At 36.2% G+C, this 23,273-nt stretch carries 22 protein-coding genes; 6 read left to right on the forward strand and 16 right to left on the reverse strand.

The annotated features are described in order from the left end of the window. Positions 1–139: 139 nt before the first annotated feature. From BMZ04_RS01020 to BMZ04_RS01055, 8 genes are all read right to left on the reverse strand, one after another. Positions 140–2,296: a glycoside hydrolase family 3 protein gene (locus BMZ04_RS01020; protein ID WP_093263624.1), complete on the reverse strand. Its 2,157-nt coding sequence runs from the start codon at positions 2,294–2,296 to the stop codon at positions 140–142. A 207-nt stretch (positions 2,297–2,503) separates the two neighbouring features. Further along, positions 2,504–3,889: a glucuronate isomerase gene (gene uxaC, locus BMZ04_RS01025; RefSeq protein ID WP_093265428.1), complete on the reverse strand. Its 1,386-nt coding sequence runs from the start codon at positions 3,887–3,889 to the stop codon at positions 2,504–2,506. Positions 3,890–3,906: 17 nt separating this feature from the next. Further along, positions 3,907–4,668: a response regulator transcription factor gene (locus tag BMZ04_RS01030; RefSeq protein WP_093263628.1), complete on the reverse strand. Its 762-nt coding sequence runs from the start codon at positions 4,666–4,668 to the stop codon at positions 3,907–3,909. Continuing rightward, the gene (locus tag BMZ04_RS01035; RefSeq protein ID WP_093263633.1) at positions 4,665–6,509 is read right to left on the reverse strand and encodes a sensor histidine kinase; all 1,845 of its coding nucleotides are present in this window, start codon (positions 6,507–6,509) and stop codon (positions 4,665–4,667) included. The genes BMZ04_RS01030 and BMZ04_RS01035 overlap by 4 nt, the downstream gene beginning before the upstream one ends. 118 nt (positions 6,510–6,627) lie before the next feature. Beyond that, complete coding sequence (locus tag BMZ04_RS01040) at positions 6,628–7,656, reverse strand: TRAP transporter substrate-binding protein (RefSeq protein ID WP_093263637.1); 1,029 nt, start codon at positions 7,654–7,656, stop codon at positions 6,628–6,630. Positions 7,657–7,704: 48 nt separating this feature from the next. Further along, positions 7,705–9,000, reverse strand: coding sequence for a TRAP transporter large permease (locus tag BMZ04_RS01045; protein WP_093263642.1), 1,296 nt, complete (start codon positions 8,998–9,000; stop codon positions 7,705–7,707). Between the two features lies 1 nt (position 9,001). Continuing rightward, positions 9,002–9,499: a TRAP transporter small permease gene (locus tag BMZ04_RS01050; protein WP_093263646.1), complete on the reverse strand. Its 498-nt coding sequence runs from the start codon at positions 9,497–9,499 to the stop codon at positions 9,002–9,004. Between the two features lie 560 nt (positions 9,500–10,059). Beyond that, complete coding sequence (locus tag BMZ04_RS01055) at positions 10,060–11,088, reverse strand: Gfo/Idh/MocA family protein (protein WP_093263651.1); 1,029 nt, start codon at positions 11,086–11,088, stop codon at positions 10,060–10,062. Positions 11,089–11,578: 490 nt separating this feature from the next. On the opposite strand from BMZ04_RS01055, the gene BMZ04_RS01060 reads away from it, so the two are divergent. Both BMZ04_RS01060 and BMZ04_RS21910 read left to right on the forward strand, forming a co-directional pair. Then, on the forward strand, positions 11,579–12,970 hold the full coding sequence (locus BMZ04_RS01060) for an amino acid permease (protein ID WP_093263656.1): 1,392 nt from the start codon (positions 11,579–11,581) through the stop codon (positions 12,968–12,970). Between the two features lie 141 nt (positions 12,971–13,111). Next, a complete protein-coding gene (locus BMZ04_RS21910; RefSeq protein ID WP_143128251.1) occupies positions 13,112–13,243 on the forward strand; it encodes a YciI family protein in 132 nt (43 codons plus the stop codon). Positions 13,244–13,629: 386 nt separating this feature from the next. Here the strand turns inward: BMZ04_RS21910 and BMZ04_RS01065 are convergent, their stop codons facing one another. From BMZ04_RS01065 to BMZ04_RS01095, 6 genes are all read right to left on the reverse strand, one after another. Beyond that, positions 13,630–14,025, reverse strand: a complete 396-nt coding sequence (locus tag BMZ04_RS01065; RefSeq protein ID WP_093263661.1) for a hypothetical protein — start codon at positions 14,023–14,025, stop codon at positions 13,630–13,632. Positions 14,026–14,526: 501 nt separating this feature from the next. Then, complete coding sequence (locus tag BMZ04_RS01075; RefSeq protein ID WP_093263680.1) at positions 14,527–15,078, reverse strand: hypothetical protein; 552 nt, start codon at positions 15,076–15,078, stop codon at positions 14,527–14,529. Between the two features lie 59 nt (positions 15,079–15,137). Continuing rightward, positions 15,138–15,965, reverse strand: coding sequence for a MetQ/NlpA family ABC transporter substrate-binding protein (locus BMZ04_RS01080; RefSeq protein WP_093263686.1), 828 nt, complete (start codon positions 15,963–15,965; stop codon positions 15,138–15,140). Between the two features lie 15 nt (positions 15,966–15,980). Next, on the reverse strand, positions 15,981–16,643 hold the full coding sequence (locus BMZ04_RS01085) for a methionine ABC transporter permease (protein WP_093263696.1): 663 nt from the start codon (positions 16,641–16,643) through the stop codon (positions 15,981–15,983). Beyond that, on the reverse strand, positions 16,636–17,382 hold the full coding sequence (locus BMZ04_RS01090; RefSeq protein ID WP_093263701.1) for a methionine ABC transporter ATP-binding protein: 747 nt from the start codon (positions 17,380–17,382) through the stop codon (positions 16,636–16,638). Before BMZ04_RS01090 ends, BMZ04_RS01085 begins: the two co-directional genes overlap by 8 nt. A gap of 197 nt (positions 17,383–17,579) precedes the next feature. Further along, complete coding sequence (locus BMZ04_RS01095; RefSeq protein ID WP_093263706.1) at positions 17,580–18,518, reverse strand: Gfo/Idh/MocA family protein; 939 nt, start codon at positions 18,516–18,518, stop codon at positions 17,580–17,582. Positions 18,519–18,657: 139 nt separating this feature from the next. Between BMZ04_RS01095 and BMZ04_RS01100 the strand changes: the two genes are divergently transcribed. Continuing rightward, positions 18,658–18,930: an alpha/beta-type small acid-soluble spore protein gene (locus BMZ04_RS01100; RefSeq protein ID WP_093263710.1), complete on the forward strand. Its 273-nt coding sequence runs from the start codon at positions 18,658–18,660 to the stop codon at positions 18,928–18,930. 117 nt (positions 18,931–19,047) lie between these two features. Beyond that, complete coding sequence (locus BMZ04_RS01105; protein WP_093263715.1) at positions 19,048–19,911, forward strand: YgaP-like transmembrane domain; 864 nt, start codon at positions 19,048–19,050, stop codon at positions 19,909–19,911. 162 nt (positions 19,912–20,073) lie between these two features. On the opposite strand, the gene BMZ04_RS22165 is transcribed toward BMZ04_RS01105, so the two are convergent. Then, positions 20,074–20,442 carry a hypothetical protein gene (locus BMZ04_RS22165; RefSeq protein WP_177184270.1) on the reverse strand — a complete coding sequence of 123 codons (369 nt, stop codon included), beginning with the start codon at positions 20,440–20,442 and terminating at the stop codon, positions 20,074–20,076. 216 nt (positions 20,443–20,658) lie between these two features. On the opposite strand from BMZ04_RS22165, the gene BMZ04_RS01115 reads away from it, so the two are divergent. Then, positions 20,659–21,744 carry a CotH kinase family protein gene (locus BMZ04_RS01115; protein WP_093263720.1) on the forward strand — a complete coding sequence of 362 codons (1,086 nt, stop codon included), beginning with the start codon at positions 20,659–20,661 and terminating at the stop codon, positions 21,742–21,744. A gap of 23 nt (positions 21,745–21,767) precedes the next feature. Next, the gene (locus tag BMZ04_RS01120; RefSeq protein ID WP_093263725.1) at positions 21,768–22,142 is read left to right on the forward strand and encodes an SET domain-containing protein; all 375 of its coding nucleotides are present in this window, start codon (positions 21,768–21,770) and stop codon (positions 22,140–22,142) included. Between the two features lie 102 nt (positions 22,143–22,244). Here BMZ04_RS01120 and hprK read toward each other — a convergent pair whose 3' ends face one another. Further along, positions 22,245–23,174: an HPr(Ser) kinase/phosphatase gene (hprK, locus tag BMZ04_RS01125; RefSeq protein WP_093263731.1), complete on the reverse strand. Its 930-nt coding sequence runs from the start codon at positions 23,172–23,174 to the stop codon at positions 22,245–22,247. Positions 23,175–23,273 lie beyond the last annotated feature (99 nt).

The following is a 23,273-nucleotide window of genomic DNA, read 5'->3' on the forward strand; positions in this document are numbered from 1 at the left end:
ATTTATTTCGTAAACATGCAGGACCGTGTCAGCACGTTTCCTTTTCGAATGGATTACACTCCCTATCAATAGAATAATAAAATCGACTGGAAGTTGACTTCGTCATTTCCAGTCGATTTGTTATTCGGCAATTCTCTACTTATTTTGGAGATTTACCTTTTGCTTTCCCTTGATTATAAGAAAGGCCAAATCCATATTTATATACATCACCAGATTTATTTTTATAAGAATAGGAAGGGTCTTCTTCTTTTGCAAAACTTGGAACATCTCCAACCTCATTGTCCACTGCCGCCATACTAGCTGGTAATGCAAATGGAAGTTTTCCTGTTGGATTATATTCACCACGAATAACATCAATGATTGCTTCAGCTTTTGTTCCAAAGGTACCGATTAATGCCGCAGCATTAGGTTCAATTTTATCCAGGACCCATGGATTCGTCATGTTTACTGCCGTAATAGTTGGAACGGTTTTTTGTATAGTGACGATCCGATCAACATTTGTGATTCCTGTTTCAGGTCCTACTGTAATACGTGGATTATTATCCCAGTTTGATTGAACAGGTTTAACATAAATATACGCATGAGTTGCCTCTTCCAGTTTGTTGGTGATTGTAATGGAAGAATCATGCTTTTTGATCGTTTCTATTAATCCCTTTGTACTTGCTCCATCTGTACCACCAGGGAACATTTCAACATATAGTTTTACTTCTTTTAGTTTTGCATCCTTTAAAGGCAAAATATTTTTATCATTACGTAAAAGAACCAGTGATTTAAGATGTGCTTCAAATGCTAACTCTTGTACTTTTGGATTAGCCACTACATCAAGTGCATTTTTTACATCTACATATGGGTCTTCAAATAACCCTAAATTCATCATTTCAGTTAACAATAATGTAACAGATTCGTTAACTGCTTCTTCTGTTAGCAAGCCTTCTTTTACTGCATTAATAATGAATTGTGGTTCGGATGATCCAGAAATAATATCCGTTCCAGCATTGATTGCTTTAGCAAACTTTTGTTCTGGAGTTAGACCCTCGGCGCCCCATGCATTATCTCCAACAGCACCAGTATCTGAGTTAACATAACCTTTAAACCCAAGGCCACCACGCAAGAAGCCATCTAAAATAGCATCGTTTAAGGCAAAACCAACTTCTTCAAATTGCTGAGTTTTTTTATACCATGGCAACCCTTGATTAGCACTATCATTGGTTGGATACGCGTAATATGGCATGATCGAGGATACATTAGCTTTAATCGCAGCCTCAAAAGGAGGAATATGATACTTAAGTAAGCTTCCTTCAGTTGGATAAGGATTAAATTTACCCTCTACAAAGTGAGGATCTAACCCGTTATCACGCGCTCCTCCACCCGGAAAATGTTTCACTGTTATTGCTACACTATCTGGACCAAGCTCATCACCTTGAAATCCTTTGATGACGTTATAAATCATATCTGAAGCAACTTTAGGGTTTTCTCCAAAGGTATCTTCAATTCTTGCCCAAAGTGGATCTGTAGCTATATCAGCAGTGTATCCATAGACTTTACGTATACCCGCTGCTCTCCATTCTTTCGACGCGATTTCGGAAAATTCCTTTGCAGCCTTTGTGTCACCTGCTGCCGCAAACCCTAATGGTCCTGGCCAAAATGAATGTTGCCCTTCACTTGCGGCTATATTTGTATAGTCCGTTGAGGCATGGTTTCTTGGGTTCGAAGTAACTACTACTGGGATTCCTAATCTTGAAGCCTCCCCCAGTTCTTGTAACTGATTTGTATATTTAGCGATAACATCAACAGTAGGAGTTTGACGGAAAATGACGTAACGCATATTTTTTCCAACTATTAATGGGTCATCGGATTTAACATACTTTCCATCGATTGGATTCGCTATTGGTGTATGAGTGTTGATCAACATTAATCCCGCTTTTTCAGCAAGAGTCATCTTTGATACTAAATCAGCTACTCGGTAATTTACAGATATTCTCCAATCTTCGTATTGGTCTAGACTCTTGTTACCATTTAGGTCTCTGAACTGTTTCCCATCGATTGTAAGAACACCTTTTTTAGTTGCTTCAATTTCCGGTTGACCAGTTTTACTGTTAGCTAGAACACGATACGTCTCTACGTTAGTCCCTGAATGTCCAGGATTTGTATTCACAGTTGGATCTACATACCCTAAGTTTTCATTTGCTCCTACCTGTGGAATACCGATTGATGAAATTAATGATAATGCAAGGATACCAGTTACTACCTTTTTATAATTTTTTTCTTTCATTAAACTTTTCATTTTTGATCCCATGCCTTTCCTCCCCTTTAAGTAATTACTTGCTTGCAGAATTCACCGTTTCAATACTTAAACAAGTTCCCCCCCTTAAAAGTAAAAATGAAGCTTCTTGTATAAGTGGTATAGTTCTTATGTCTGATTTTTCTGAAACTTTAATGCGTATTTTTATTAATCTAATTGCTTCACTCAGACAGAAATATACTTTCATTAAACTTCAAGTAATTAAAATTCAAAATACTCTTTTGCATTTTGATAGCAAATGCCTTGAATAATATTTCCCAACATTTTCGTATCGTTTGGCACTTCCCCATTTTCTACCCATTGTCCTATCAATTCACATACTAATCTTCGAAAATACTCATGTCTTGTGTAGGACAGAAAACTTCTAGAATCGGTAAGCATTCCGATAAAACGGCTGAATAGACCAAGATTAGCTAACGCTTTCATTTGTTCGAGCATGCCATCTTTTTGATCGTTAAACCACCATGCAGTACCAAACTGAATTTTTCCTGGCGTTCCTCCCTGAAAACTACCAATTAAACTACCAATCACGTAATTGTCTTTTGGATTTACTGAATATAAAATTGTTTTTGGTAAAGCATCTTCTCGTGCCAAAGCATCTAGTAATTGACTTAAAGGCACAGCTATCTGCCCATCATTAATACTGTCAAAACCAGTGTCAGGTCCTATTTCGTTATACATTTTTGAATTAGTATTACGTAATGCTTGAATATGAAATTGCATCGCCCATTCAAATTTCGCATATTGTTTTCCTAAAAAAGTTAATGTATAAGATTTATATTTATTTTCTTCATCAAGTGATACTTTTTGTCCTGTTAATGCTTTCGAAAATATATTTGCTACTTCTGCCTTTGTTGTTTCTTGATACATCATCGTATTTAGGGCATGATCAGAAATACGACAGCCATTTGAATGAAAAAACTCAATTCTTGACTGCAGCGCATTTAGGAAATCATCATAATTGGAGATTTGCATTTCCGACACTTCCTTCAGGTTATTAACCCACTGCAAATATCCATCCAAATTAATCTCTAACCCTTTATCTGGACGAAAGCTCGGTAGTACTTTTACGTCGAAATTGGCATCATCTTTAATTTTCTTATGATACTCTAATGTATCGATTGGATCATCTGTCGTACAAATCACTTCAACCTTTGACTTTGTAATTAAATCTCTTGCTCCAAAGCCACCTCCCGTAAGTTTTTTATTTACTTCCTCCCATATTCCTGGAGCAGTTTCTTCATTTAATATGTCATATATATTAAAAAAACGTTGAAGCTCTAAATGAGTCCAATTGTACAGCGGATTGCCAATGGTCATCGGAACAGTCTTTGACCAAGCTAAAAACTTTTCATAATCCGTCGCTCCTCCGGTAATGAACTGTTCTTCTATTCCATTAGCTCTCATCGCTCTCCATTTATAATGGTCACCATATAACCATGCTTCTGTAATATTTTGAAATGTTTTGTTTTCATAGATTTCCATAGGGTTTAAGTGACAGTGATAATCGATAATTGGCATATCCTTTGCAAATAAATTGTACAAGGACACAGCCGTATCGGTTGACAATAAAAAGGTTTCGTCCATAAACTCTTTCAATCATTTCACCTGCTATCAGATTTTTTTGTCTTTGTAGATTTTCTAAATTCAGATGGAGAGTATCCAGTCATTTTTTTGAAGTTATTGCTGAAGTACGCTACTTCTGAATATCCGACTCTCTCGGCAATTTCTGACATCTTTAATGTCGTGTTCAGCAATAAGCGTTTCCCTTCTTGAATTCGAAGTTCGGTTAAATAATCCACAAATTTAGTATTTAGTTGTTGTTTAAACAATTGACTTAAATAACTAGGGTTCAAGTGCACGCTTCTTGCTGCGTCTGTTAGAGACACCTGTTTTAATGGCGTTTTTTCAAGATAAGCTAATACCTGATCAATTGTGGAGGCAGGAAGGACATCATCAACAATAGTAGGTGTTTTAAATTCTTCACCTACATCTTTTTGTTTATTAAGCCACTTTTCCAAACAACCTCTTAACTCTTCTTCTTCGATTGGCTTAAGGAGATAATCCGTTACACCGCTTCTAATCGCTTGCTGCACAATTTGAAACTCATCATGCACACTAATTACGATGCAATCCAAATTTATATCTAATTTGTTAAGTTCTTTCACCAATGTAAGTCCATCCATAACAGGCATTCGGATATCCGTTAGAACCAAATCAACATCATTTTGTTTTATCCAGTCCAGGGCCTCTAATCCATTTGCGCATTCATGTACGATTTGTAACGATAAGTTCAACTTTCTAATCGACCACATAAGAGCTTTTCTGACCCATCTCTCATCGTCCACTAGTAAAACTCTTTTCATTTTTTCATCACTTCCTTAGTATCTACAATCGGTAAATGAATAGTAACCTCTGTTTCTACACCTCTCGTACTATTTATTGTTATTCCATACTCTGAACCAAACAAATAGCGAATTCTCTGATGAACATTCATAATGCCGATATGTTGTCCACCTAAGGAAGTTGAATCATTATTTAATTTTTCTGTTAATTCAATTAAAACTTCTTCTTTTATTCCGACTCCTGTATCTTTTATTCGAATACCGAACGAGGATTTAGACAAAAGTTGAGCAGTTATCGTAATTTTTATTTTCTTAGAGTTTTCACCAATACTATGCATAAAACAATTTTCCACAATTGGTTGGAGTGAAAACTTTACAACATCAAAGTCCATTACATAATCTGGTATATCGAAAAAATAGTCAAAACGGTCCTCGAAACGAAACATTTGAATTTGTAAATACATCTCACAAAACTTAATCTCTTCTCGTAAACTAACAGTTGGTAAACTATTTCTAAGGTTATAACGTAGAAGTTTCCCTAGAGAAGATGATATGTTAGCTATGTTTTCTCTGTCCTCTTCCAATGCCATTCCTCTAATTGTTTCAAGAGAATTGTATAAAAAATGAGGGTTAATTTGCGATTGAAGCATTCTTAATTCGGTTTCTTTTTTGTTAAGCGACATTTCAGCTTCCTTCAACTTAGAAACATATACTTCTTCCAGTAAATTAGATAGTCTTTCAACTGTCTTATTAAACCCAGCTGTCAATTGTCCTATTTCATCATTGGACTCCACTTTTACTCGGCCATTTAAATGACCAATTTCTACTTCTTTCATAAAAGAACGTAGTCGATGAATAGGACGAACGATACTTTTGGACATGCTATAAAACCCTACTAAGTAAGCAAATAGCAAAGAAATAAAAATCGTCCATGTAATCGCGGTTCTGATTTGTTGGATACCTACTCGCAAATCCTCGTATGGAGCAGCTGTAAAAAAGCTCCAGCCAATGTTTGGAGAAAAAGAATAGGAAACAAACTCCTTTCGATCGTTATCGATAAGCACGGAACCACTTTTTTCACTATCAAGATTTGTTAACTGTTTGAACTCTACCTTATTTCCTAGTTTTGTATAATTAGGATGGTAGACATAATGCCCATTTGCATCCAAAATAAAAAAATAGCCATTCTTATCAAAAGTCACCATTTTGGATATCTCTTCAATTCTCTTAAAATTAATATCAATAATGAGCATACCAACGGGCTTCAGTGTATGCGGATTATATAATCGCCTAACTAGTGAAATCACCGGCAGCTCCTTGTCCTTCAATTTTAATGTCCTGCTCACAAGCAAAACCATCCCGTTTTGCGGGACTGATGAATACCAATATTCTTCTTCAATATTTGTTGCCGGATAATAATTTCGCTCTCGTAATGAGTCAATAATAATGCCATTATCTAATGAAACTGTAATATTAGAAATATCATTTCTGGAATATTCTGAATTCTTGAGAACTTTATATGCTTGTTCCTTAAGTGAATGATCATATTCATTGCCGTTTGTATCTAGTCTTAATAAATTTCCCACTTCAGGTGAGTTAATGATTTTTAAGCTGGTTATTTCAAAATCCTGCAAATAATATTCAACATGCAACTCTACTTGTTCAATTATTTTCTGACTTGATTGTCTGAACTCTTCTTCTAATTCAAAAGAAGAATACTTATAAGTGATGATTCCAACAGAAAGTACAGGTAGTATAACTAACACACTAGAAAAGACACAAAATTTTACCATAAGTGTCTGATTTCCAAATAGAATATAATGTTTTAAAGATTCTATAATTTTACTCCACGGCTTCTTCATCGTAGTTCCTTTCCAGTAAGTATTGTTGTGTATTATATCCTACTTATTCTTAATGGAAAAGACCTACCTAGTTAATATTTCCCCAACTAGGTAGGGTAAAAATTCTAGTCTCCAATTATTATGGACTTGCTGTATTGATTGCATCGACTAACTCAGGATAATTGTTAGAAAATTCATCAACAATCGGCTTAACTGCCTCTTGCCATGGATTTATATCTTCGACCTCTGTAATAGTAACTCCAGCATCATTTAATGTTTTTAGAGATTTCTCTTCATAATCAGCCCATGCTTGTCTTTGGGTCTCGACTGACTCCAATGCAGCTTGTTTGATTAACCCTTTATCTTCATCTGAAAGTTTATCCCAAGCCGTTTTACTCATTAACAATACTTCAGGCACTCTTGTATGATGATCCATGATCAAATACTTTGCTTCTTGGTAATGGTTTGATGAGTCAAAGCTCGGTAGGTTGTTTTCCGCTCCATCGATGATACCAGTCTGAAGGCCAGAAAATACCTCTCCATATGGCATTGGAGTTGCACTTGCACCCAATGCTTCCATTAACTTAATATTCATTTCGCTTTGCTGTACTCGAATCTTTTGCCCCTTTAAGTCTTCAATACTCGTTAAAGGTTTAGTAGAATAGAAACTGCGTGAACCTGAATCGTAATAAGCAAGACCTTGCATTTTCGCTGCTTGAAGACCATCTAACAAAGCCGTACCTGTTTCACCATTAAGGAAATTCCATAGATGATCATCACTATTAAATAAATACGGTACGGAGAAAACAGTGAAATCATCATTAAATTCAGCAAGTGGGCTAGCATTTATTCTTGCAAAGTCAATAGCTCCTAGTTGAACCTGCTCTAGCACAGATTTTTCATCACCAAGCTGTCCAGCCGGGAATACTTCAATCGTAATTCGACCGTTAGATTTTTCACTAACCAACTCGGCAAACTTTTGATCTCCAATAACAGTCGGATAATCAGCTGGTTGATTGTCTGCTAGACGTAAAGTAATTTTAGGTTCTTCCGATTTGGTACCTTCATCCTTCTCCACTGCAACCTCTTCCTTTTGACCACATGCTACAAGAATTACTGTGGCAAAAAGTAAAGTTGTTAATAACCCCATAATTTTTTTATACTTCATTTGTTGAAACCCCCTACAATTTTTTTATAATTTTACCTATTCCTGAGGTTAGTCAGCCATCAAATTTGGAAGCCACATCACTACTTCAGGTATATAGGTGATAATTAACAGAACTACTAGTAAAGCATAGAAAAATGGCATCATTGCTTTCGTACCTTGTGCAATGGAAATTTTCCCAATCGCACAACCGACGAATAAAACAGTTCCTACAGGTGGAGTCAATAGCCCTATCCCTGCATTTAAAATAAGAACAATTCCGAAATGTACTGGATCCATCCCAAAACTTGTAACAACCGGAAGAAGAATCGGTGTCATGATTAAAATCATCGGTGCCATATCCATTGGCGCCCCAAGAAGAAGTAATAAAATATTAATAATCAATAATATAATAAGTGGATTATCAGAAATACCTAATAATAAGCTAGTCATCATGGACGGAATTTGTAAGTATGCCAATACCCAACCAAATGCAGCTGAAGCAGCAATTAGAAAAAAAACCATCGAAACCGTTTTCAAAGTTCGTTTTAAGATCGGCCACACACTCGATAGTGGTGCTTCTCTATAGACAACAAAAGCTAGAATAAAAGAATATAAACAAGCCAATGCCCCTGACTCTGTTGCCGTAAAAATTCCACTCATAATCCCCCCCAATATAATTACCGCCGGACTTAGGGATAATACACCATGTAAAAGAGTACTTCCAATGAGTGATTTTGGCACAGGAGCTGCCTTTTCATAACCTCTTTTTCTTGCAATTATATATCCAGTAATACACAGCGCGATCAGCATAATGACACCAGGAACAATACCAGCCATAAACAAACTTGCTATAGAAACTCCACCTGCAGCCAATGAATACAATACAAGATTATGACTTGGCGGAACTACTACCCCCTGTATCGCGGATGCAATTGTAACTCCAACCGCATAATCTGCTTCATAACCATTCTTTTTCATCATTGGAATCATAACCGAACCGACAGATGAAACATCCGCTACAGCAGAGCCAGATATATTCCCGAAAAATAGCGATGCCACACTGTTTACCATGGCTAATCCTCCACGAATTCGACCGACTAAAAGAATGGCCAGATTGACAATTCTAGTGGCAAGACCACCTGTACTCATTATTTGACCTGTTAGGATAAAAAATGGTATTGCGAGTAGGGAAAAAGAATTTATTCCTTGAATCATCTGCTGACCAATAATGGGTAACGGTATATCTAAAAAAATGATTGTTAGCAATGATGATATAACAAGCGTTAAAGCAATTGGAAAGCGTAGCATGATTAAAATAACAAAACTTACGAGTAAGATGGTGACCGCTATGCTAGTACTTGTCATGCTAATGCCCCACCTCTATGTCATTAAACTTAGCTGTATTAATATTAACTAACTGCAAAAGTGCATATAAACAAATCATAACTCCAGTAATTGGCATAATGATATAGGTGATACTACTTGGAAGTTTCGTTGCGGGTAGCGTTGATTCCAGCATAAGAACTGTAAATTGCCAACCTTGAACTACAAGGTATATGCCAAAAGCAAATACTATGACAAGAATCAACTTATCTAGAACTTTATTAAACATTTTCGGAAATAAATTAGTAAAAGAATCTATTCCTAAGTGGATATACTCACGAAATCCAATTGCGATTCCCATAAATCCAAACCAAACTAATAAAAGTAACGTAATCTCTTCTGACCAAAAGAAGACAAAGTTAAAAAAATATCTAGTTACGACTTGCAATGTAACAATGAATACTAATAAAATTAGCGATAAAAGGGTGAACTTTTCAAATATATTATCAATGAGTGAATATATTTTTTTTGTTAGATTCATAACTTCCCTCCTTAAGAAAGCGTTTTCTTTCTTAAATTTTACGTCTTATTCAGAATTATTAGAATGTTTATTTTTTATAAGAAATTGTGTTTTTTTTAGGTTTGGTATTAGATCCGGTCGTTTGCCTTTCCATTATTCTTCAATAAGTAAAGTGCAAGCACCATCTAAGTACAAAGCCTGTTTTGTATTGTTTGCGGAGGTCTTTGGACAGACTTATTGCTATATCATTACCGATTGATTATTAAGAGAGGCTAGTCGTGACTGACGTCACGACTAGCCTCTCTTTTTTCGGTAATCTTATTGCGTTTGTCTATCCGTCGCCATCCTTCAACAATACGAATATAGTTAAGATTTTTTTGGATAATGAATGAAAAAGATGCTTTTCAACTCATATAGCTCATCCCGCTCCAAAGCGTCCACCAGGAGCGCAAATCAGCGGTATCATTTTATAGAATCTACTCTTTAAAATACTTGGAACACTAGGTTTCATAACTCACACCAATTTTATATACTTTTTTCAAAAAAAACGTAGGCCTTTTATAATTAAGGCACTACGTTTTCTACATTTTTACAGGAATTCCACTTTTAGCGGATTCATAAATAGCCAAGATTAATTCAAGTGATTTCCTTGCTTCTTCACCTGTTACTAGCGGATCTCTTTTCTCAAGTATCGCATGAACAATGTCCTGATATTGTCTTTTGTGTGACTCATAAGAAGACATTTTGTTTGACGAAGCACTTGTCCTCACTACTTTTCCCGAAGCTTTTGTATAATGATTTCCACTCTTAAAATTCCATTCTTTTACTTGATCATTTTCAATAATTACACTCCCATTATTACCGAAGATATCAAGTGTCGCACTATATCCTGGGTATGCTGCTGTGTTTCCCTCAATCAATCCTAGTGCGCCAGACTTGAATTTTATCGATGCGACCGCAATATCCTCAACTTCTATTCTTTCATGAGCCCGAGTAGCACAATAGGCATGAACTTCCTCGACTGGACCCATTAAATAAAGAAGAAGATCAATATAGTGGATTGATTGGTTCATCAATGCCCCTCCACCATCAAGCTCCCAAGTTCCGCGCCATGCACCACTATCATAATATTCTTGTGAACGATACCAGGTAGTGCGTGCTGCACCAAAATTAAGTTGGCCAAATTCTCCTTGATTCATTGCATTTTTCATATCTACTATCGCATCATCAAATCTGTGTTGAAAAATACAACTTAACGTAACATTCGCTTCTCTACAAACATGTATAAGTTCATTCGTTTTTGCAAGCGTCGTATCAATCGGCTTTTCAACAATGACATGTTTTCCTTTTTTCGCAGCCAATATCCCCAAATCTGCATGTGTTCCACTAGGTGTTAAGATGGTAACTATATCAATTTCATCATTACTTAGAAACTCCTCGTAATCACTGTAAACCTGAATGCTGTATTTGGTAGCCAATTTTTCAGCAGTTTCCTTATTCCTTGAAAAAATAGCTGTAACTTCTGCATTCGGTATACTTCGAATACTTTTAATATGAGTTTCGGTAATACTCCCACTACCAATCATTCCAAATTGTAATGTTTTGTTCATAGTATTACACCTCTTTAAATTCACATTATTGATAAAGGATATATATTAAATATCACCTGTATTCATTATATTACTATATTCAATATACTATTGAATAAACCCTTCTTCACACAAAAATATACACTACATAGATATCAAATGGCGATGCAGCACATGGTTGAAAATATCCCTCCACACCAAAATAAATACAAGCTTACCGGAACACAAGAAAAAGTAGTCCATGTTTTCACATTTAAAATATTCATGTAGCAAAGTTTATTTATTATGAATAGATATAGTCGCTTTGTGTAATCCTTATTAGGAGTTGTAAAAGTTTAATATTTTAGGTAAATCAAAACTTTATTAATTTTATTACAATCATTATAGTTCTATAGGCATAAAATAAATAATTTTTCGACAAATATACTGAAAATCCGACAAAAATATTTGACCTATATAAGATAAATGTATAGAATCTTTATATGTTTCTAAAAAAGAATGGGTGTTAAGTTTGAAAAGTGGATTGTTTAGGAAAAAAAATATTGAAGAATTATTAAAAAAAAATAGTGATGTGCAACTTATAAAATCATTAGGAGCATTTGACCTAGTGCTACTCGGGGTAGGTGCCATTGTTGGAACAGGTATATTCATTCTACCTGGGACAGTTGCTGCGTTACATACTGGGCCCGCTATTGTTTTTTCATTTATTATTGCTGCTATTGTCTGTGCACTGGCAGGTTTGTGTTATTCAGAATTTTCTTCTTCTGTACCAGTAACAGGTAGTGCATATACGTATGGATATATAGTGTTTGGAGAATTAATTGCTTGGTTAGTTGGGTGGGCTTTGCTGTTAGAATATGGTTTAGCAGTTGCAGCAGTTGCAACTGGTTGGTCTTCTTATTTAAGTGCTTTACTAGAGGGATTTAATATTACCATTCCACATGCCATCTCCGGTTCTTTTAATCCAGCAGAGGGAACATATTTAAATGTACCTGCCATAGCTATTATATTTATCATTGCATTTTTATTATCGCTAGGAATTAAAGAGTCTACGAAGATTAATATGATCATGGTATTTATTAAGGTCATTGTTATTCTTTTATTTATTGGAGTTGGTATTTTTTATGTAGAGCCAGCTAATTGGCAACCATTTATGCCGTTTGGGATAGAAGGCGTATTGAGCGGAGCAGCTCTTGTTTTCTTTGCTTATCTTGGGTTTGATGCAGTCTCATCAGCTGCAGAAGAAGTGAAGAATCCACAGCGTAATATGCCAATAGGAATTATTGGTTCGTTATTTCTTTGTACAATACTATATGTAGCTGTTGCTCTTGTATTAACTGGAATTGTTTCCTATACACATCTAAATGTAAGTGACCCAGTTAGCTTTGTTATGCAGCTTGTTAACCAAGATTGGGTGGCTGGTGTTATTTCACTTGGTGCTGTTGTTGGGATGATGACAGTTATACTTGTTATGTTATACGGTGGAACAAGACTTCTTTACGCGCTTGGTCGTGATGGATTGCTGCCAAAAAGTATGTATGAGCTTCATAAAAAGTATAAAACACCAATAAAAAATACATGGGTATTTGCAACACTAGTAGCTTTTTGTGCAGGTGTCATTCCTTTGTCTAGACTAGCGGAATTAGTGAATATGGGGACATTGATTGCATTTACTGTTGTTTCAATCGGAGTTATTTACTTAAGAAAAAATAAGGACATACCAACTGATGGTTTTAAAGTACCATTCTTTCCAATAATACCGATTTTATCATTTCTACTGTGTCTATTTTTAATTACTCAACTTTCTGTTTTTACATGGATTGCCTGCGGTATTTGGTTCGTCTTTGGATTGATCATTTATTTTACTTACGGTAGAAAACATAGCTTAATGAATAAAGAATAAAGAATAAGGAATACAAAAGTGAACTTACGTCTTACACTAAGACAATATAAGTTCACTTTTCTTTTATAAGAGTGGTTAAGTGGAAGGCAGGATGGGCTACTAATATTTGTATACATTTTGTATACCTACAGCTGTCCCTGAGTGGGAATCGTTATTTTAGAAGTGGATACAGAGGAAGAAGCAGTTGAACTGATGAATAATGATCCTGCAGTAAAAGAAGGAATCATGGAAGCGCAACTATTTCCATACCGAGTTGCCTTATATAAAAAGTAAAACATTGCATACGGTTGATTTCCGTTACAGGCGGACGCTTTCCGCGGGGTGGGCGATAAGCCATCATCTAAAAAGTGCGAAATGTGATATTCCCACAGAGTGTTTAAAAAGGAACGAAGGCTAGCGCCACCTCCAATAGAAGGCAATCTAAATTCGCCGCATCCTGCGGCAACGATTGCATGACCCACCTCCTATGGGCCTCAACGCCTTCGTGACCAACATCCTATTGGCCTCCGCTGGAGTCGCCGCCTTTCACTACAATCAAATTATTGAGTAGTACCCAAAAATAAGATTTAGCGAAGCGTCTCCTTATACACGACAAAAGCCCACAAGCCGATTAATCAACACTGAGGGCATTAATCTTTTGATCTGGTTACCGTGTATAGTTAGCCTCTAGTTTTCTTAAGAAAACTAGAGGGCATTCTAACTTTAAATACTTTCTTTACATTTTCTAATTTTATTGCTTTTCGTATCGCCATATAGCTTTTCCCAAATAGTTTACTATTTTCTACAATATCAATGATAACCGTCTCTAAAAAAGCAATACTACCTACAATAATAAGGATAATAAATACAATCATATCGTAAATGCCATCGAAAGAGCTTGGTTCATAAGAAATAAAATTGAGTTTGATATAATAGAAAATTATACCCGAAGCAAAAGCAAATACCGGAATATATTTCATTAAGCTATGGGATACTTTCTTCCCCAAATAATAGGTAATACACGCCATAAAAACCATTAAGAATAAACAAACAAGTATGCCAATCTTAAAGCTCATTCGTTCACCTCTTTCGTTGTAAACTAAATCATCACCTGTATTCATTACATTATTATATTCATTAGAGAATAGAATAAGCACTTCTTCATACCGAAATATAATCTGGGATGAATCTAAATGGCGATGTATCATATGGTTCTACCCAATGATAAATTAAGTTTACCCAATGAAAGAAAAATTTAATCCATCGCATTGTTAATAAACAAAGAGTACGACATCATAAATGCCGTACTCTCAGACTGTGCATAGAAATGTATTTCAAATTCGGCAAGGACCACCACTTCGCTTTCCGTGGGCTTGGCTTCAGCCTCCTCAGGCCAACACGATGTTGGTCACGAAGGCGTTGCCACACGAGGTGGCGTTCTTAGGGTTTGTTCCTCAAGCGTTCCTGCGGGGTCTTCTGCTCAAGCTGTTCCCACAGGAGTCTTCGTGGTGGTCCTTACCTTATAAACACTTCCTTATAGATATCCTCTATCTTTACTTTTAATTAGATAAAGTGTTTTATGCCTTTTTCCAAACTGATGCATACTTCTTTTTATATTTTGGATCTATTTCTTTTTCTATTAAATCTAAAGCTATTTGTTTTACTTCCTCGTCATTTGTTTCACCATACAAATTTCGAAGGCCTTGAATAATATCAAAACGAATTAATGTATAATTTTTTTCGTCCGTGCCATTTTCGAATCTATCAACAAGGCTTTTTATGACCATTTCTTTTTGTTCTTGCCCTGCTATTGCGACTTTCCAAATGGATTGTAGACTATGCCTAGCTGTTACGAACTTTGGATCTTTTGTCACTTCCCATACCGCTGAAAAGTCTTCTAGCATTCGTTTTTCAGGATCACTTATCGCTAAATTGGCAAGAAATTGAGCAGCTCTAGATCTACGGTGATTATCAGGGTCTGTCAGCCATTCCTTTAATTGATCCCAAACTTCATAAGCCCAATCCACTCTTTCTTTCGTAACAGCTTTAATATAATCGAATGCTTCATATTGAAGATCTTTGTTTTTTGCTTCTAAATTTTCGTAATGCGTTTGAGTTGTTTGATCCATCTAAATCCTCCTAATTAATGTTTCCAGTGTCTAAATAGTTTCAGACACTGGGAACGTATTTAGAATGCTGGAATCGCAGTTTCGCCAAAATTTTCTTCAAAGAATTTGCGTACCTCTGGACTCGTCATGGCCTCAGCTAATTTTTGAATAGGTTCCCAGTCCGCGTTATCTTTACGTGCAATTAGGGTAATAGCGAAATCATTTTCCGTGCCTTCCGTAAGAAGCGCATCACTTTTTGGTGTCAATCCAAGTGGTGTAGCGTAAGCCGGGTACATGAATACCGCGTCTGCATCATCATACATTCTTGCTAACATTAACAAATCTACTTCTTCAAACTTATAATTTTTTGGGTTGTCAATAATATCAGCTTTCGTATAATATGGACCCGTCTTTTCTTTTAAAGTAATAACATCATGTTGAGCCAACAAAGCCAATGAACGATCTATATTGGAAACGTCATTCGCAATAGCAATGACAGCACCTTCCGGTAGTTCGTCCATCGAATTGTATTCTTTCGAATATATACCATAATTTGCAAAATATATCGGTACAATTGGAACTAGTTCTGCATCATTGTTGGCATTGAATTGCTCCATAAAAGGAACATGTTGGAAGAAATTTGCATCTACCTCTCCTGCAGCTAATGCGCTGTTAGGCTGAACATTATCACCTAATACAACTATTTCGAGATTAATCCCTTCCTCTGCTAGTTTTGGTTTAACAAGCTCAAGAACATCCGTCATTGGCGGTATTAACGAAGCTACTTTTAATGTCACTTCTTCCTTGTCATTATTTTGAGCATTTCCATTATCTGTAGTTTTTTCATTTTTTCCACAACCTGCTAATATGATTAGCAACAAGGTTATTAAAGCGATTATTTTTTTCATTATGTATTCCTCCATTTATCTTTTATCAATTTTTCTTGATACAGTAGTTCCAATAAACTGAATGAGCTGCACTAGTATGACCATAATAATAATCATGTACATCATTAGTTCTGTTTTAAATTGTTGATAACCATACCTTATAGCAAAGTCTCCAATACCGCCTCCCCCTACCACTCCCATAATAGTTGAATAAGAAATAAAACTGATTATGGACGTTGTCAATCCGAGAACGAGACCAGAACGTGCCTCTACATAAAGAAATTTAAAAATTACTTCCAAAACGGAAGCTCCCATAGAAATTGCGGCCTCCATCACACCTCTCGGTACGTCTAATAAAGATTGTTCGACTAATCGCGAGTAATGCGCAATAGCAATGATGGATAATGGAATGGTTGCAGCTGCTGTACCAATGGCAGTACCAATGATTAATCTGGTAAATGGGATTAAAAAAACAACCAGTAATAGAAAAGGAAATGAACGAATAATATTTACCAACAAATTTAATAATGAAAAAACAATCCGATTCTCAAGTATTTGTCCCTTCCTACTAAGTAAAAGTAAAGTCCCAACGGGAAGCCCCACTACAATCGCAGCTAAAATAGAAACACCGACCATTACAAAGGTTTCCCCAATAGACGTCCAAATTTCAGCTTCATATTGAACTAATACATCAGGCATGGTCCTTCTCACCATCCTTTAATTGTTCGACAAAGTACTTTGGACTATTGTCTGTGCCTACAATCCTTTTTGGTTCTATTAATAAGGTGTCGTATATTTCTCCATCTGCCATTACGGTTACACGGTTGCAAATACTTTTTATCACGTCCATCTCATGACTGACAATCACAATTGTCACACCAAATCTTTTGTTCACTTTTTCTAAAACATCTAATATTTCCGCAGTTGTATTAGGGTCAAGTGAAGAGGTTGGTTCATCACATAACAAAACTTGGGGATTATTCGCCAACGCCCTTGCAATTGCGACACGCTGCTTTTGACCACCACTTAACTGTGCGGGATGTTTTGTCATAAAATTCTCTAGTCCAACAAATTGAAGACACTCAACAACTCGATTTCGACGTTCTTTTTTTGGAAAATTCGCCAATTCTAAAGAAATAGCGACATTTTCAAAGACTGTTTTATTCGCTACTAAATTAAAATGTTGAAAGATCATCCCGATGGATTTTCGTGCCTGTCGAAGATACTTATTATGCAGATTGGTTAGAATTTGACCATTCACTTCCACTTTCCCTTCATCGGGAATTTCTAGCAAATTCATTAGCCGCAGTAAGGTAGATTTTCCTGCTCCACTAGCTCCGATAATTCCATAAATTTCTCCTTTATTAATTGTTAAAGATACGGAATTAATAGCACGAAAATGTGCATAATTTTTAGTTACATTGTGTAATTTAATCATAAAAAAACCCCCTTTCTATTATTTGAAGGGCGATTGCAGCGATACTAATTATAGCTTAAAACGTTGGGGCTGTCATTGTGGCAGAAGATTTCGGTAATTAGTTAATTTCTTATCTTCTAGCGACTGGAGAAAAATGATGATTGAAAAAAGAGCCCCCTTTTTATAAGGAAAAGCTCTACTATCATCCATTAGATTTATCAACTCAACAGCTGGTCAATCCACTCTTGCACCTTCAATCCTTCCTCAAACGTAACGACGAATGATTCTTGACCATTTACCACATGATGACATACATCTATAAGACTATTTGGCCTAATGTCCGGAATGACTTGAACAGCTTCTTGATCCTTTTCAGCTACCCAGAGTTCTGACCAATTTCGTATAGTCATTGCTCTTTCAGTTCCAAAAACTTTAAATTCTAGACGCTCTTCTTGTCCAATTCCGGACAAACCATTCAGAACAATCGGTATTCCACTTTCTGTTTTAGCTAATGCTGTTACACCCGTCTCACAAAGCTCGATGTTCGCTGGATAAGTAGTCGCATGAGAAGAAATTGTGAAATTTCCGAATAGATGATTCATAAGTTGAAGGTAATGTGGAAATATTTCTCTAATGAATCCCCCTTGTTCTCTTGTCCCAATCCACGGATTTTGTTGCCATTTTCTCGGCCAGTTTGGTAAGTAAGTATGTAGTTCGATGCGAACTATATCACCAAGTTCCTTTGTAGTTAGTGCATTTTTAAGACTATGTACAACTGGACTATACATTAGCGGAAAATGCATCACTGTTTGAACATTTGCTTCAGCTGCTGCTATTACCATACGCGTGCCATCCCTAGCATCGTGAGCAAGTGGTTTCTCAGAAAGAATATTCAAACCATATGCTGCTATTTGTTCTGATAGTGGCGCATGACTTACAGGAGGAGTTCCAATATAAACCCAATCTGGATGCGTTTGTAACAGCACTTCTAACGATTCTGCCACTGGAAGCTGATACTTTGTTGAAACTTCCTCTAGTCTTGTTTTATTTTCATCAAATAGCGATACAATTTGGCAATTAGGATGAGCTAAAATTTGATTAATAATACGCTCCCCAACTACTCCTGTTCCAATTAATGCAAATTTAGTTTTTGCCATTAGTTGCACTCCTTAACATTCTAGTTATATAGCTAGTTAATCATAATTCTTAAAAGAATGAAAGATTAATCATGCCCTTTGTGATATACGTGTAATCGCTCATTTTCCGGAAATACTAATAAACAAAGGAGCGAAAAAAATGGCGAATAGAAATAAAATATTAGTCCCTTCTGCTCGAGAAGAATTAGACAAACTAAAAGCTCGAGTGATGAAAGAGAAGGGTTACGATGTAAATATAGACAGACCGGATGATGTCAAATACGAAATAGCAGAAGAACTTAGTATTCCATTAAAAAAAGGATATAACGGCAAACTTACAGCTGAACAAGCCGGAAAAATTGGAGGACCAATCGGCGGTAGTATGGTGAAAGAAATGATTAGAATGGCACAGGAACAAATGATGAAAAAGTGAATGATTGCATTATTCGTTAGCGAAAACACATAATTTATATGCGAATGGGGATTATAAAGTTGAAACGGATAAGGAAAAGAAAACATCGTTAAATTACAGATTGGAGGATTAACACAGATGACAAAAAGTCAACAAAACCTTAGTCCAAGCACTGCCTATGCCCGTTTCATGTTGGGCTCCGTCCTAACCGCTTACGGTACAGTAAAACTTTTGCGGGAACCCAACAGCCGAATTGGCAAAATGCTTGTTTTGTATGGTTCCATGAAAGTAGCTGAAGGTGCAACTAAATTTTGTCCAACCAAAGCGATGAGTAAAATGATGGACAGTATGATGAGTGGAAATACTTCTCAAAGTGCTTCCGCCGGTACCGGAGCATCGATGAATAGCGGAACCCAGCCCATACAATATGCTGCAAGTGGGAGTACCAGTCAAATGAGTGGAAACATCATGCAGATGGTCGGTAATATAGCTCAAAAACTAACCGGTGCAAATGCGACACAGAGTGCCAGTTCAGGGGCTCAAAGTAAGGCAAGTACTCAAAACACAAGCGTAGGAACTGGACAAACTGCTGCGAGTGGTGGCATCGCTCAGACAATCGGGAATTTAACCCAACAAATGACTAGCGGAACGTCAGCTCAAAAAGTTGGTGATATGGCGCAAACCGTTGCACCACAAGTGGATCAAATTATTAACGATGTAGCCAGTATGACGGGATCACAAAATGCTTCTGGAACGAATAATGGGGGAAAACAAGCGTCTACGACGAGCGGAGCAGCATCAAACAAAACTGCAGCGAAAAATGCTAATGCTCACACACAGAATGCTGCAAATGGATCCTCAACTGGAAAGGCTTCTGTAAATGCAGAGAACAAAAAATCAGCTTCAGCTCCAACTACTAGTTCAAATTTAGATGCCTCGGTAATAGACGCCGCTTCCAAAACAGCCACTAAAAAAACACCTGTATCAGATATTCTACAATAAAAGAAAACATGTCACCGTATTTTACGGTGGCATTTTTTTTTATTGCGGTTTTACCGAATTGATTTTGAAGTAAAGATGTTTTACCTTAAATAACTTCGATATGCACTCACCCTATATGAGACAATTGTCCATATAATAAAAAAGGCTTTGCGTATTATAAAACTAATCTGTTATTAATAAGGAGGTGCCCGTTATGCCAGGAAAAAAAGGGAAAAGTAGTTCATCCGGTAGTTCGTCTTCAGGAAGCACTTCGTCAAGTAGTTCTACTTCTTCAAGTTCATCTTCAAGTTCTTCTTCGAGAAGCTCTTCAGGAAGAAAAGGAAGTAGCTCGTCTTCTTCAGGTAGCACTTCGTCAAGTGGTTCTAGCTCTTCAAGTTCTTCTTCAAGAAGTTCTTCAAGAAGAAAAGGAAGATCGTCTTCTTCAGGTAGCACTTCGTCAAGTGGTTCTAGCTCTTCAAGTTCTTCTTCAAGAAGCTCTTCAAGAAGAAAAGGAAGATCGTCTTCCTCTGGAAGTACATCTTCAGGAAGCACGTCTTCATAGAATATATTTACAAAAAGTGAAAAGCTTTCCTTTAATCAATATTTGATCGATTAGGGAAGGCTTTTATGCCAACCCAATAGTAAATGCCTTACAAACTGACATCTTACATAGCCATTGTTCATCATGTATGTACTATAGCTATGTTAGTTGCCAGTAGCATCATTAACAACAGCACAACCCATCAGTAATTACAAGGAGGTGAATATATGTCAAATCTCATTCCTTCTTATCACTTAATGATTGAAGAGGATGACTTAAACCGTTTAAGAAAAAATCTAACGAATGATAAAACTATTTCCACCAAATTGATAATAGAAAACATTACTTACGATATAAATATTGCTTATCGTGGCTCTTATACAAGAAAGTTTCGAAAAAGATCCTATTTAATTGGTTTTGATAATCCTGAAGAATTTGCCGGGGCACGTAAAATTCACCTTAATGCGGAGTATAGAGATCCTTCCCTTATTCGCAATAAACTTTCATTCGACTTTTTTCAAGATTTAGGTGTTCTTGCACCAGATAGCCAGCATATAAATTTTTACAGGAATGGTTCATTTAAAGGTGTATATTTACAATTGGAGTCCGTGGATGATATGTTTCTGAAAAAGAGAGGTTTGCCAAGTGGTCCTATTTACTATGCCGTAAATAATGATGCGAATTTTTCCTTCACAAGAGACGGCAAACTAAAAGAGTCACTTACGTCGGGCTATAAAAGAGCGTATGGCAATCCGTCCGATGATGAATTTCTTACTGAGTTAATTACAAGGATAAATACTACCTCCAAGTCAAAGTTCCTCGATAAAATCTCCCAATATATGAATATGGATCAATTTATCCTCTGGTTAGTTGGGGCAATTTGTACAATGAATAATGATGGATTCACACACAACTATGCCCTCTATCGCAATAGCGAGACATGCTTATTTGAAGTGTTACCTTGGGATTACGATGCAACATGGGGACGAAAAGTAAGCGGGGGGCTGATGGATCACACCTACGTCCCTATCGAAGGAAAAAAGGGAAATTATCTTTGTTCGCTTCTAATGCAGCTACCAGAATTCCGCAAGCGTTATAAAAAAGTATTGGAAGAAATTCTTGATACAAAGTTTACTGTGGCATATATGGAAGATAAAGTATTATCACTGCATGAATACGTACGCCCCCACTTACTTCTAGACCCGTACAAAAAAAATAAAATAGATCAGTTTGAAGATGAACCAGAAATAATTTTTCAATTTATCCGTGATCGTAGTAATTATTTAAGAGAGAATCTTAGCAACTTAGATTAAGTTTGCAAGAAAGGAGTTAAGCATTGCTACCTTTTTGTGTAAAAGATACTGGAAAATATGGGAGAGGGTTATTTGCTACACGTGCTATAAAAAAAGATGAATTGATAGAAGTATCACCTGTTATCGTTTCTCCAAAAGATGAATGGAAATATTTAAAAAAGACAGTGCTTTTTTATTATTGCTTTCATTGGGGAAAAAAAGATACAGCCATTGCACTCGGATATGGTGCCCTATTTAATCATTCTTACTCTCCGAATATAAGATTTAAAAATAATAAAGAAAACTTTACAATAGATTTTCACGCCTTAAAAGATATTAAGGAGGGAGAGGAATTAACAATAAATTATAAAGGAGATCCAGATGATAAATCTGAATTATGGTTTGATGTGATTGAGTAATGCTTGAAACCTCCTCCTCTTTTAAGGATGTCACAAGCTTTTCATACAAAAAACCACTCATTCTCTATACAATCCATATCGAGATTAGAGTGGTTTTTTAATTTAGTTCGAATGGGAGTTTTTAAAATCTTGTTCAAGCCGTTTGACAAATTCTTCTGCAGCGCTATAGCCTTGTTGCTTCAAATACCAGTTATTTGCCGCCGCTTCTATTAATCCAGCAACATCACGACCAGGCTGTAATTGAATTTGAATATGTGGAATTTGTACACCCATATATTCAGTAAATTTCGTTTCTAATTCTAGTTCGTTATTTAATGTATTGTGCTCCCATTTGGTTAACTCAATATCTAGCGCAATCCGTGTTTCGTCTTGGAATGCAGCTCTTCCGTATAAACGTACGACATTTAGTAAACCGATACTTCGCAAAGCAAGAAATTCTCTGTTTTTTTCATTATGCGATCCTAGTAAGGTTTGCGGGCTTAGTTTTTTCAATACAACGATATCATCTGCTATTAATCGATGTCCTCGCCCTATAAGGGTATGGGCTGTTTCGCTTTTACCGACCCCCGATTTGCCGCGCAGCAAAATACCAATTCCCGCTACATTCACACAAACTCCATGAATGGCAATTTCTTCTGCCATTGCTTTTACTACATATGCATCTAGTTTTGCACTTACCTCACTTGTAGAGTCCTTCGTTCGCAATACTGGAATCTTCTTCTCTACACAATAATGGATTAATCCGAGTGGCTCTTCTTGATTGGAAGTGATGATAATACATGGTGGATCGTATTGAACGATATTACCAATGCGTAATTTACACTCTTCTTTTGAAAGTGTATGTAAATAATTAATTTCATTTTTCCCTAATATTTGGACATGTTCGGTCGCAATAAAATCGAATTTATCCATAAATTCTAACCCTGGTCGACGAACTTTGGATTTTTTTAACTCACGATGTAACTGATCACTTCCAGTTAGTACATCAAATGAAAATGTTCTGACGATATTTTCAACTGTTATAGTTTTCATATTTAGCTCTCTCGCCTTCTAAATTCCCCGTTAAATATTAGTAATAATACCCTAATAAAGCATACTTCTCAAGTGTATTATATATGAATGCATAATATA

It is taken from the genome of Psychrobacillus sp. OK032 (assembly GCF_900111345.1).
Taxonomy (GTDB): Bacteria; Bacillota; Bacilli; order Bacillales_A; family Planococcaceae; genus Psychrobacillus.